This window comes from uncultured Chryseobacterium sp. (assembly GCF_936933875.1).
In the GTDB taxonomy this organism is placed as follows: domain Bacteria; phylum Bacteroidota; class Bacteroidia; order Flavobacteriales; family Weeksellaceae; genus CAKZIK01.
This window is the reverse complement of the sequence record NZ_CAKZIK010000053.1, coordinates 1-12,790: the sequence shown is the minus strand read 5'-3', so window position 1 is coordinate 12,790 and position 12,790 is coordinate 1. Positions and strand designations below refer to the sequence as shown.

14 protein-coding genes and 1 pseudogene are annotated in these 12,790 nt (G+C 37.2%); all 15 read left to right on the top strand.

Translation table 11 applies throughout. The annotated features are described in order from the left end of the window. Window positions 1–1,096 (top strand): GldM family protein (locus Q0252_RS07865; RefSeq protein ID WP_297985135.1); only part of this gene is annotated, 1,096 nt, incomplete at its 5' end. A gap of 31 nt (window positions 1,097–1,127) precedes the next feature. Further along, the gene (gene gldN / locus Q0252_RS07860; protein WP_297985134.1) at window positions 1,128–2,060 is read left to right on the top strand and encodes a gliding motility protein GldN; all 933 of its coding nucleotides are present in this window, start codon (window positions 1,128–1,130) and stop codon (window positions 2,058–2,060) included. A 54-nt stretch (window positions 2,061–2,114) separates the two neighbouring features. Further along, entirely contained in the window at window positions 2,115–3,152 is a 1,038-nt protein-coding gene (locus Q0252_RS07855; RefSeq protein WP_297985133.1) for an FAD-binding oxidoreductase, read from the top strand. 11 nt (window positions 3,153–3,163) lie between these two features. Next, window positions 3,164–4,573 (top strand): DHA2 family efflux MFS transporter permease subunit, encoded by a 1,410-nt coding sequence (locus Q0252_RS07850; RefSeq protein WP_297985131.1) that lies wholly within the window; start codon window positions 3,164–3,166, stop codon window positions 4,571–4,573. Between the two features lie 69 nt (window positions 4,574–4,642). Beyond that, window positions 4,643–5,296 carry an NAD(P)-dependent oxidoreductase gene (locus Q0252_RS07845; RefSeq protein WP_367174831.1) on the top strand — a complete coding sequence of 218 codons (654 nt, stop codon included), beginning with the start codon at window positions 4,643–4,645 and terminating at the stop codon, window positions 5,294–5,296. Between the two features lie 217 nt (window positions 5,297–5,513). Beyond that, on the top strand, window positions 5,514–6,389 hold the full coding sequence (locus Q0252_RS07840; RefSeq protein WP_297985130.1) for a pirin family protein: 876 nt from the start codon (window positions 5,514–5,516) through the stop codon (window positions 6,387–6,389). Window positions 6,390–6,525: 136 nt separating this feature from the next. Then, on the top strand, window positions 6,526–6,651 hold the full coding sequence (locus Q0252_RS12320) for a hypothetical protein (protein WP_367174830.1): 126 nt from the start codon (window positions 6,526–6,528) through the stop codon (window positions 6,649–6,651). A 12-nt stretch (window positions 6,652–6,663) separates the two neighbouring features. Continuing rightward, a pseudogene (locus tag Q0252_RS12315) lies at window positions 6,664–6,750 on the top strand ((4Fe-4S)-binding protein); the annotation flags it as partial. A gap of 3 nt (window positions 6,751–6,753) precedes the next feature. Then, entirely contained in the window at window positions 6,754–7,032 is a 279-nt protein-coding gene (locus Q0252_RS07830; protein ID WP_297985129.1) for a GNAT family N-acetyltransferase, read from the top strand. Window positions 7,033–7,097: 65 nt separating this feature from the next. After that, window positions 7,098–7,337, top strand: coding sequence for a four helix bundle protein (locus tag Q0252_RS07825; protein WP_297985127.1), 240 nt, complete (start codon window positions 7,098–7,100; stop codon window positions 7,335–7,337). Window positions 7,338–7,547: 210 nt separating this feature from the next. Further along, the gene (locus Q0252_RS07820; protein ID WP_297985125.1) at window positions 7,548–8,987 is read left to right on the top strand and encodes a sodium:solute symporter; all 1,440 of its coding nucleotides are present in this window, start codon (window positions 7,548–7,550) and stop codon (window positions 8,985–8,987) included. Between the two features lie 65 nt (window positions 8,988–9,052). Beyond that, window positions 9,053–9,571 carry a hypothetical protein gene (locus tag Q0252_RS07815; protein WP_297985123.1) on the top strand — a complete coding sequence of 173 codons (519 nt, stop codon included), beginning with the start codon at window positions 9,053–9,055 and terminating at the stop codon, window positions 9,569–9,571. 87 nt (window positions 9,572–9,658) lie between these two features. After that, window positions 9,659–10,510: a transketolase gene (locus Q0252_RS07810; protein WP_297985122.1), complete on the top strand. Its 852-nt coding sequence runs from the start codon at window positions 9,659–9,661 to the stop codon at window positions 10,508–10,510. Window positions 10,511–10,529: 19 nt separating this feature from the next. Continuing rightward, entirely contained in the window at window positions 10,530–11,702 is a 1,173-nt protein-coding gene (locus Q0252_RS07805; RefSeq protein WP_297985119.1) for a hypothetical protein, read from the top strand. Between the two features lie 49 nt (window positions 11,703–11,751). Then, window positions 11,752–12,699, top strand: coding sequence for a transketolase family protein (locus tag Q0252_RS07800; protein ID WP_297985117.1), 948 nt, complete (start codon window positions 11,752–11,754; stop codon window positions 12,697–12,699). Window positions 12,700–12,790: the final 91 nt, after the last annotated feature.

Sequence of the window (12,790 nt, the reverse complement as noted above, 5' to 3'; positions counted from 1 at the left end):
TTTTCAAAATTATACAGAGTTGAAAACTCATGGTGATGATTTAGTTAAAGAAATTGAAGGATTAAAAACGAAAATGCTTTCTATGACAGGCTTTAAGTATAATGAAAAAGACTTTGATTATAACAGTCTTAACAGTACTGAACCTGCAACAACAGTATTTTTCCAGGGAGGTGAGGAAAGCAAACCTTCTGCAGAAGCAAAATCTGTAATCAATAAAATAAATGCACTTCGCAATTTTATAGTACAGAAGTTTGAAGGTGATGAGAAGTTTACAACTGTTGTAAACAGAGCTAAACAAAACTTAATTACCGAGTACGCGCAAAAGAAAAATGGTAAAACATGGCTAGTGCATAAATTTTACAACCAGCCAATGGTTGCTGCATTATCCAATTTAGAAATTTTGGAGACGGAGGTAAGAAATATCCAGTCGGATGCATTATCAATTTATTTGCAGGGGAAAAGTGTTATTTCCGATCCTAATGCAACAATGTTAACAGAAACTCCAATGATTGTTCCTCCAATGACTTCTAATAAAACTGAAGATCACAAACAGGATCAAACACAGGATTACAGTGCTACGATTACTTCAGGAACTGTACTTTACCAAGGTTTCCCGAACCCGGTAAATATTGATGGAGCAACAGCAGGTACTCAAATTTCCGCTTCTGGAGCATCAGTTTCCGGTGGTGGAGGAAAATGGACAGTAACTCCTGGTCCTGTAGATGAAGTAACGCTGACAGTAAACGGAAAATCTACCAAATATATGGTGAAAAAACTTCCACCAGTTGTTGGAACAGTAAGAGGAAAAAGTGCAACTGCAATGCCTGCAAACTCTATTAAAAATCAAGTCGTAAGTGTAGATATGCCAGGATTTGTTTATCCCGTAAGCTTCACTGTAACTGGTTTCAAAGTAAAAGTTCCAGGTAAACCAACTGCATTTGTGAGTGGAAATTCATTAAGCGAAGTGGCAAACATGTTCACCAACCTTAGACAGGGAGATAAAGTAACGATCATGGATATTGAAGTTACTGCAACAGGAATGGGTAACAGTGTTCCTAAAACCCCAAGTAACGTGACGATTAATGTCACCAATTAGAGTATTAAAAAAACAATTCATCTATTTATCAATGAAAAAGTTATTATGTAGTTTATTCATAGCAGCAACAGTATTTTCGCAGGCTCAGACGATATTGAACGCCAAATCGCCTGAAGAATTTCGCCAGCTGCGTGAAGAAAATAAATTCAAAAAAGGAGACAGCATTATTTCTAATGAAATTACACCTCTGTCTTATGGCTATATTGATGAGAAAGACGTGTTAAAAAGTATGGTTGTTTGGGAAATCATTGACATGAATGACAAACTTAACCAGCCTTACTATCACAATTCTGATGGTTTAGTTTCTCAAAACAAGTCTTTGTTCCAAATTTTGATTGATGGAATTAATTCCGGAAAGATTAGTGAAGTCTATGATGACGAACTTTTCACAACGAGATTAGGGACAGACGAAATTAAGAAACGTACCAGCAAATTGGTTATTTCAGACGATTTAATAGATAAAATTAATTCTGGAGCAACGGTAACAGAAGCTGATAAAAAAGCGGGAACCGATGTTTACGAAACCAAGTCTGAAGATGTAAAACTTCTTAAAGTGAAAGGAATGTGGTACATCGACAGAAGAGACTCGCAAATGAAATACAGACTGCTAGGAATCGCTGCTATGGGTAAAGATCCACAGACGATGGGAGTTATTGGAGGTGATGGTGAACTGGTAGATTCTGGAGATGATTATATTGATCTTTTCTGGGTTTATTATCCAAACGTTCGTCCTCTTCTTGCAAATTCTTTGGTGTTTAATAACAAAAACCTTTCATCTGATATTAGTTTTGATGATGTGCTGAATGCTAGAAGATTTTCTTCTATCATCTACAAATCTGAAAGTGGTTTAGGAAATGGTGTCATTAAGGATTACATCCCGAAAGATGCAGATGAACAGCTTGAAGAAAGCGACAGAATCAAAAATCAGATTCTTCAGATGGAGAACGATATGTGGAATTACTAAAATTCCCTTTGAAAATAAAGAAAACCTGAGTACTTTTACTCAGGTTTTTTTGTTATGAAAAATGTAGATTACATTATAGTCGGTGACGGATATGCAGCCTTGTTTTTTGCACATCAGCTCATTTTAAATCAGAAATCTTTTGTCCTTTTTTCGGAAGGCAAAAAGAGTGCGTCGCAAGTTTCCGCAGGCATTGTAAATCCCGTTGTTTTAAAGAAATTCACAACCTTCTGGAAAGCGCAGGAACAGATTGATTTCCTGAGGAAAACACTCTCAGAAATTGAAAACTATACAGGTGAAAATTATTTAATTGAAGAAAAAATCCGGCGTATTTTTCATGATGAAAAAGAAAAAGAACTTTGGCTGAAAAAATCAGAAAATGAAGAGTTGAAGCCATTTCTTTCAAAAGAATTTGAAGAAATTGACTCCGTAAAAAATCCTTTTGGAACAGGAAGAGTAGAACAGTCCGCAAGATTAGATGTTTCTGGTTTTTCTTCAGATTTAATTAAATATTTTGATGAGAATAATTATTTAGTTAAAGAGAAATTTGAGTATCAAAAACTCAATACCGAAACCAATTCTTACAAAGATTTTCATTTTAAACATATCATTTTTGCTGAAGGTATGGGCGTTACCGAAAACCCTTACTTCAAAGACATCCCTGTAAAGCCGAACAAAGGGCATCACATTCGTGTAAAACTTTCGGAAAAACCTAAAAACAGCTACACGGTAAAGAAAAAGCACTTTCTTTTTCCTTTGAATGAAGATGTACATTTCTATGGTGGAACTTATGACAGAGAGCAACTTCACCATAAAATCGACGATTCTGCGATTGAACAGTTGGTCAACGGACTTTCTGAAATTTATAAAGAAGATTTCGACGTTGTTGAAGAAAATTTCGGTTTCCGTCCAACAGTGAAAGACAGAAGACCACTAGTGGGAAATCATCCGCAACATCAAAATCTCTATGTTTTCAATGGTTTAGGAGCACGCGGAATCTTGAACGGATGCTATTTTGCAAAGGTTTTATTTGATCATATTGAAAATAATGGTGAATTACCAAATGAAATCGATCTGAAAAGGTTTGATTTTTGATGCATTAAAAAATGCCCGATTCCAACACCATTTTTGACAGTTCTACGAAAAAAATACTGCCGTTCATCCTTGCAACGGCAATTTTCATGCAGATGTTGGATTCGACAGTTCTGAACACTTCTTTGCCTTCCATCGCAAAAGAATTGGGAGAATCGCCATTGGATATGCAGAACGCGATTATCAGTTATGTGTTGACGTTGGCAGTGTTTATGCCAGTCTCCGGGTTTTTGGCGGACAAATTTGGAACGAAAAAAGTTTTCGTAGCTGCAATTCTGCTCTTCGTCACTGGTTCTTTGCTGTGTGGACTTTCCCAAAATTTAACGCATCTCGTTATTGCACGGGTTATTCAAGGTTTGGGAGGTTCGATGATGACACCGGTTGGAAGGTTGGCTTTAATTAAAACGTTTGATAAGAATGAAATCGTGAAAGCAATGAATTTCGCTATTATTCCGGCCTTAATTGGTCCTGTCCTCGGTCCTTTGGTTGGTGGTTATATGGTGGATTATTTGTCGTGGCACTGGATTTTTCTTATCAATATTCCGATTGGTTTGATTGGAATTGTCTTAGGTTTAAAATTTATGCCCGATTATAAATCTAAAATTCTGGATTTCGATTTGAAGGGTTTTCTCATTTTCGCTTCAGCATCATTAGCGCTTTCAATTGCTTTAGAATTCCTTGGAAACGCAAAAAATATGACGCCTGTTTTGGTGATTTTCGTTGTAGGATTTTTGCTGATGTACTATTATTACATTCACGCCAAAAAAGACAACAATCCAATTTTCCCTTTGAATTTATTTCAAATCAGAACTTTCCGTGTCGGAATTTTAGGGAATTTAGCGACAAGACTCGGGATTTCATCGGTTCCACTTTTGGTTCCTTTGATGGTACAGATTGCGTTTGAAAAAAGTGCAGTAATGTCAGGCTGGATTGTCGCCCCAATGGCTTTAACAGCAATGTTCGGGAAATCTTCAGTCATTAAAATCTTGAATAAATTCGGATACCGCAGAACTTTAATGGTGAACACATTCATCATCGGGATAATCATTATGTGCATGGCGATTCCAAGAATTGACCAATCGGTTTACCTATTCATCCCTCTTTTGGCGGTTTTAGGATTTTTCAACTCCATTCAGTTTACCTCAATGAACACGATTTCTATAGCCGATTTAAGACAGGAAATGACGAGCAGCGGAAATTCTTTGATTTCAGTTAATCAACAATTGGCAATTGGTTTTGGTACAGCGTTCGGATTAATCGTTTTGAAATTATTTGAAGGCGATACGCATCTTATTAAAGGTGAAATGCACAATGCCTTTCGCTACACTTTTCTGGTGATTGGATTTTTGACGGTTTTGTCGGGATTTGTTTTCAGAAGACTGCACTTCCGCGATGGCGACAATATGAAATCGCAGGAAAACTAATTTTATTATCATACATCAATTCCCAGCAGTTTTTTCCTTTATAAATTTGCATCAACAAAAATTAGAATTATGAAAGTAGCATTAATCGGTGCCACAGGATTTGTTGGAAATGCCATACTGAATGAACTTACAGAAAGAGATTATCAAGTAATTGCAATTGCAAGAAATACTGGTAAAATAGAAAACCAAAGCACCAATATTGAGAAAAAGAATGCGGATGTGTACAAACAGGAAGAGTTAACGGCTGCAATTGCAGATGCAGATGTCGTCATCAGCGCCTTCAATCCGGGTTGGACCAATCCTAATATTGCGGAAGATTATAGAAAGGGAGCGGAAAGCATTCAGAAAGCAGTTGAAAATTCCAATACGAAAAGATTAATCGTGATTGGAGGAGCCGGAACGTTGAAAATTGACGGAAATTATGTAGTAGATTCTCCTGATTTTTCAAAAGACGTTTATCCCGCTGCAAATTCGGTAAGAAATTATTTCGTGGAAAATTTGAGTAAAAATGAAACGCTGGCTTGGGAATTTTTCTCTCCGGCAATCGAAATGTACGATGGAAATGGTTTAACGAAAACGGGAAATTACCGTTACGGAACAGATGCTCCTGTCTTCAATGACGAGGGAAGAAGTTTGCTTTCTGTAGAAGATTTAGCTGTTGCAGTAGTAGATGAAGTTGAAAACAAGCAATTTGTGAAACAACAGTTTACTGCAGGATATTAAGAAACAGCACCAACGCTGATACTTGAAAATCGTTACTGAAAAAGTAGCGATTTTTTTATTTAAATATTTGAAAATTAATTCAATACGAACTTATCATACATCAACGTTTTTTTTCTCCTTTGAATGTAATTTTGTTGAAGAAATTGAAAAGGAATTTTCGGCGGCGGCGAAGCCGCCGCCGAAAAACAAAGTATTAATAAAAACAATGAGATAAAAAATGGCAACAAAAAAAGTAGAACTTGTATTACATCCGAAAACGCCTCATTTTGTGGGCGATGGTTTCCGAGTACACAATTTTATTCCAAGCGGTTACAGATTGGATATGAAAAGAATGGACCCTTTCATAATGCTTGATTATAATTCTAAATTTCATTTCGGTGCAACAGAGACGCCACGCGGAGTTGGTGTTCATCCGCACCGTGGTTTTGAAACCGTAACCATTGCGTATCAGGGAAAAGTTGAGCATCATGATTCCGCCGGTGGTGGCGGAATTATCGGACAAGGCGATGTACAATGGATGACTGCGGCTTCAGGAGTTTTGCACAAAGAATTTCACGAAACAGAATGGGCAAAAGAAGGCGGAATTTTCCAAATGGTGCAACTGTGGGTGAATTTGCCGGCGAAAGACAAGATGAGTACTCCAAAATATCAGGCGATTAAAAATGCAGATATGAAAGTTGTTGATTTAGGTGAAAATGGTTTAATAGAAGTAATTTCCGGTGAATTTAATGGTGAAAAAGGACCTGCCACAACTTTCAGTCCGGTAAATTTAATGAACGCCAAACTGAAAACCGGAGGAAAAGCAGAATTCAGTTTTCCTGCAAATTTCAACACGGCTGCTTTGGTGATTGAAGGAAGCATTCTCGTGAACGGAGAAGAGAAAGTTCCGACCGATAATTTTGTTTTGTTTGAAAACGAAGGTGAAACGTTCACAATTGAAGCAAACGAAGATTCCATCGTTTTAATTATCAGCGGAGAACCATTAAATGAACCGATTTTCCCACATGGACCTTTTGTGATGAACACTCGCGAAGAAATTATTCAGGCTTTCGAGGACTTCAACACCGGAAAATTTGGATATTTGGAGGATTAGATTTTTTGAATTGAATTCTTCGACGCTCAGCATGACAATTATAATAATTGCAGTTAGTAGTAGCGATGTCATGCTGAGCCTGTCTTTGCAATTTAAATAAGATTTTTTCATTAACTTTAATCAAATCAAAAAGATTATGGGCATTGAAAAGCACGAATATCCGCATCCGAGCGGAAAACTTACGGTGATTTGGCAACCGAAACTGTTTACACATTCAGGGATTTGTGTGCAAATCCTGCCGCAAGTTTATAATCCTAAATAAAAACCTTGGGTAAAACCTGAAAACGCAACCGTGGAACAACTTGAAAATCAAATCAGCACATGTCCTTCAAAAGCGCTAAGTTTCATTAAGAATTCATAAAATATGACAGAAGTAAAACATAACGAAACAGACAAAAATTTTGAAGTGTTTCAAGACGGAAAACACGCAGGTTTAATGACCTATACTTGGGCAGGAGACGACAAATTTATCATCGACCATACTGAAGTGGATGAGGAATATGGCGGACTTGGCTTAGGAAAACAGCTCGTTGAAGCTGCCGTAAATTTTGCACGAGACAAAGGGATTAAGATTATTCCATTGTGTCCGTTTGCGAAAAAAACGATTGACAAGAATCCGGAATTTCAGGATGTTTTGAGTTAGAAGTTAAAAGCATTGAGTGCGAAGCTTGAAGCACGAAGTCATAACTGATTATAAATAGATTTTTTATGAAATTTAAGTTTGAAAGCCTTTTGATTTGGCAAAGAGCAATGGATTTGGCCGAAGATATTTATATGTTTTCAGAAAAATTTCCAAAATCCGAAATGTTCAACTTAACTTCACAAATTCGTCGTGCTGCTGATTCAATTGCTTTAAATATTTCTGAAGGTTCAATTCTCCAAAGCAAACCCGAGTTTAGAAAATTTTTAGGTTACGCTATACGTTCTCTTGCAGAAGTTGTAACATGAATACACAAAGCCAAAAGAAGAAATTATATTAACGAATTGCAGTTTGACAAATATTATCAAGAGTGTTTTCATTTGATGAACATGATTATCGGATTCCGCAACAAACTTTGAAAATTTTTTCTTTAATCTTCGCGCTTCAAACTTCGTGCTCCGTGCTTCCTGCTTCCAACTAAAATCCTATATTTGTGAAATTTTCAAAATCAAAACTCTATGAATCCGATTGTGTTGTTGTGTATTATCATCGCCTATTTCGCGCTTTTACTTTGGGTAGCTTACCGAACCGGAAAAGGCAGTAACAACGACAGTTTCTTCATCGGAAACCGAAAATCCAACTGGATGTTGGTTGCTTTTGGGATGATTGGAACCTCACTTTCGGGCGTAACTTTCGTTTCGGTTCCGGGTGCAGTTGGTGCAGATAAATTTCATTATTTACAAATTACAATTGGTTATTTAATTGGTTATGTGGTTATTGCGTATATTTTGTTGCCATTGTATTACCGTTTAAAACTAACTTCCATTTACGGTTACCTTCAACAAAGAATGGGTGAAATTTCCCTGAAAACAGGAGCGTGGATTTTCATCGTTTCGCGTTTAGTAGGAGCAACGGCAAGACTTTATTTGGTGGTGAATATTCTTCAAATGACCATTTTGGAGAGTTTAGGCGTTCCGTTTATCGTAACCACTTTGGTAATTTTAGGAATGATTATTCTTTACACTTATGAAGGTGGTGTAAAAACAATCGTTTGGACCGATACTTTACAGACAACGTGTATGCTTTTAGGGTTAATTATATGCTCTGCTTACATGCTGAACCACATGAATTTAGGCTTTTTTGAAAGTTTAAAAGAGATGAACAAACTCGGCTACACCGAAGTTTTCAATACTGATGTGAACTCGAAAGCATTTTTCTTTAAACAGATTTTGGCCGGAGCATTCATCACAATCACAATGACTGGAATTGACCAGGAAATGATGCAGAAATCGCTTTCTGTAACGCGTTTGAAAGATTCCCAGAAAAATATGGTAACTCTCGGATTTATTTTGGTAGGGGTAATTTCTTTGTTCCTTTTCATGGGAGGTTTGCTTCATCTTTATGGAACCCAGGAAAGTGTTGCTACTTCAGGAGACCAATTATTCCCGGATATCGCATTGAATCACATGCCGCCTGTAATTTCCATTATTTTTATTATCGCTTTAATTTCGGCGTTGTTCCCTTCTGCAGATGGAGCAATGACGGCTTTAACATCGTCGCTGTGTATTGATATTTTCGGCTTGAAGGAGAAAAACTGGGACGATAAAACTAAAGAAAAATTCAGAAAAAGAACGCACCTCATCGTTGCGTTTGCATTTTTGGTAATGGTGATTATTTTCAAACTGATTAACGACAACTCGATGATTGGTTTGATTCTGAAATTGGCAGGTTTCACTTACGGACCTTTGCTTGGACTTTTTGCCTTCGGAATTTTCACGAAATATAGAGTTCACGACAAACTGGTGCCTTACGTTTGTATCGCAGCTCCGGTAATTTCTTACTTCATCGATAAATTTCAGGAGAATATTTTTGGTGATTTCAAAATAGGTTTGGAGTTGCTGATTATTAATGGTTTGTTGACATTTATTGGTCTCTGGTTGATTAGAAAAAAAGATTAATTTGAAAATTCCGGTTGAGTAATCAATCGGAATTTTTTTTATCTTTAAATTCAAATAAAAACACAATGAAAAAAATGACTTTCTTTTTGCTGCTGATCTTCTTTACGGCAGTTTCCGCACAGGATAATTTCGATTTAAGTACGTTGAGAATTGGACCTTTTCATCTGAAAATGGATATGAAGGAAGCCGATAAAATTGCAGGCAAAAAAATCATGGCCGATAACAAAAACAATTCACCAACTCCTGTAAATTACAAAGGTGAAATTATCAATATGTATGTTTGGGAATCGTCTGATTCAGAAAATGGTGTAAATAGAAATATTGGAAATATTTCAACGACGAGTAAAAAATTCAGAACGAAAAGTGGACTTGGTGTTGGCTCTACAAAAGACGAATTAATTGATGCGTACAGAAATTTTTCAAGTTTCTCCCTTTATCCGGGTTGGAACGACGATGGAACTATCAATAAATCAGAAAGTTATTTCACATTTACTGATAACGATGCGCATTCAGTGCTTTCATTCAAGATGAAAAACAACGTCGTCGTTGAAGTCACAGTTTACTATAATGAAGATGGTTGTTAAAAAATAAAATGTCCTGCAATTAGCGGGATTTTTCATTTCCAAAAACCACCAAAAAATATTAAATTCGCGTACAAATAAATCAAAGTAATGAGTAAAAGTATTGAAGAGTTAAAATCGCTTACAACGCAGATTAGAAGAGACATTCTGAGAATGGTTCACGCAGTAAATTCAGGACATCCCGGCGGAAGTTTGGGCTGTACAGAATTTTTCACCGCGCTGTACGGTAAAGTGATGAATTACAAACTGCCTTTCTCCATGGAAGGTAAAAACGAAGACCTTTTCTTCCTTTCCAACGGACACATTTCGCCCGTGTTCTATTCAACTTTGGCGAGATTTGGCTACTTTCCGGTAGAAGAACTGAAAACTTTCAGAAAACTGGATTCCAGATTACAGGGTCACCCAACAACGCATGAAGGTTTACCGGGAGTTAGAATTGCTTCAGGTTCACTTGGACAGGGACTTTCTGTAGCTGTAGGTGCAGCTTTGGGAAAAAAACTGGATGGCGACAACAGTTTGGTGTTTTCACTTCACGGTGATGGGGAATTACAGGAAGGTCAGGTTTGGGAAGCTTTAATGTACGCGGCTCACAACAAAGTGGATAACATTATTTCTACCATCGATTTCAATAACCGACAAATCGACGGTGACGTTGATGATGTCTTGAGTTTGGGAGATTTAAATGCAAAACTTCGTGCTTTTGGTTGGGAAGTTTTGGAAGAGAAAAACGGAAACGATTTGGAAGCTGTTATTGCAGTTCTGGAACACGCCAAAGCAAAAACCGGAAACGGAAAACCTATCGCGATTATTCTACATACGGAAATGGGTTACGGTGTAGATTACATGATGGGAACTCACGCATGGCACGGAAAAGCACCAAACGACGAACAGTTGGATACAGCTTTCAAACAGCTTTATCTTGAAGCTCCTGCAGATTACTAAAACACAAGAAAAAAAATAAATGAAAAAAACTTTAACCTTTATTGCGGCTTTTCTTTTTCTGGCCTTAAATGCGCAGGAAAAAAGAATTGATTTCAGCAAAGAACTGAAATACAGTTTTGTTGGCGGAAAAGAAAAAACGACGGACATTTCCTTTAAATCTTTGGGAAATACTTCCGGAGAATTCCTTACGCAAGCCAGTTTCAATATGTTTCCCATTAATATGTTTTCTGATAATTTGGGCATGTCCACGGTGAATATTGGCTTAAACAACAAGTTGAGCAATTCTTCCGCTGGAATGATGATGTTTGGACACGGAAGTGCTTTTTCAGACGGTAAAACGTATGACGCGGAAATCAAAAAGCTGAATACGAAGGAAACCATTTTGGGACTTTCGTGCAGTCATTATCTTATAACCTATCCAAAATATGATGAGCATTATTACGCAGGTGAAGATGCTGTAGATGCCGGAAAAGAAACCATGAAGGTTTGTCTTGATGATAAAAATTCGCTGAACAATGTTCCGGTTCTTACCGGAATTTTAGGTCAGTTTGGGCGTAAAAAAATTGCTTTAGGTTCTATGAAAGGTTTGGTGATGAAAATCGCTCCGGAAGAAGAATATTCTAAAGATTACATGGTGTTGAGTTCCATGAAAGAATCTAAAGATTTTGTGTATTTCGACCACCGTTCTGCGATGATGAAACAGCAAAAAATGATGGATTCTATTGCTTTGCAAAGACAAAAGTGGGAAAGCGAATATGCTGTAGATACAGCTGCTGTTTATGCAGATTCTGCAGAAGCAGCAATTGTGGACTCTGTAGCAGCAGCAAATTGGGACGACTATTATGAAGAACTTCCAAAATATGAATCTACCTGGAAAAAAGCGCCGGAAGAAACCTCTTACGCGATTGAAAGTGTTAATACCGAAAAATTGTGGGACGGAATTCCGAAGCATTGCAGAAATTTGGATAAAGACTTGCCGCAACTTTCCAACAAAGAATTTGAAGGACATCTGAGAAACCTTTCTGGACAAATGTGCGACATGTACCTTACACAATCGAGCCAACACACCGTTGCTGTTAAGATGACTTTGGATGATATTCGTCGGGAATATCTCTACATCAACAAAAATAAAGGGAAACTCAACAAATCAGACCAACGGAAAGTGGACCGTTATCTGGAAAATTTAGATTAAATCAATAAAAAGTAAATAAGGAACCAAAAGTTCCACCAAAAAGTAAAAAATGAAATACGAAGTTTTAGATAAAAAAGATACAAGAAGCGGATTCGGAGCTGGTTTAGCAGAATTGGCGGATAAAAACCCAAATGTTGTTGCACTTTGTGCCGATTTGATCGGTTCTTTAAAGATGGAAAAATTCATCGAAAAAGCACCGGAAAGATTCTTTCAGGTTGGGATTGCAGAAGCCAATATGATGGGCGTTGCTGCAGGTTTAACCATTAATGGTAAAATCCCTTTCACTGGAACTTTTGCGAATTTTTCAACCTCAAGAGTGTATGACCAAATTCGTCAAAGTATCGCTTATTCTAACAAGAATGTAAAAATTTGTGCTTCTCATGCTGGATTAACTTTGGGTGAAGACGGCGCAACACACCAGGTTTTGGAAGACATCGGAATGATGAAAATGCTTCCTGGAATGACGGTGATTAACACTTGCGATTACAACCAAACGAAAGCTGCAACTTTAGCCATTGCAGATTTTGAAGGCCCCGTTTATTTGAGATTCGGACGTCCTGTAGTTCCGGTTTTTATTCCGGAAGATATGCCTTTCGAAGTTGGAAAAGGAATTTTATTGCAGGAAGGAACGGATGTAACGATTGTTGCAACCGGACATTTGGTTTGGGAATCTTTGGTAGCTGCAGACGAACTGGAAAAAGAAGGAATTTCTTGCGAAGTCATTAACATTCACACCATTAAACCTTTGGATGAAGAAATTATCTTGAAATCTGTAGAAAAAACCGGTTTAATTGTTACTGCTGAAGAACACAATTATTTGGGTGGACTTGGCGAATCTGTTGCCGGAATGCTCGCAAGAAAAAGACCTACAAAACAGGAATTTGTAGCTGTAAATGATACGTTCGGAGAATCTGCAACACCTGCAGAACTCATGAAGAAATACGAAATTGATTCTACTGCTGTAAAGGAGGCAGTGAAGAGAATTTTGGAGAAATAAAATTTATATGGCTAAAGATAGAAAAACACGCTGTGAGGTAGTCATGGTCGGAAGAAATTCCGGCCATTTTTTATGACTAAGTTTTGAATAC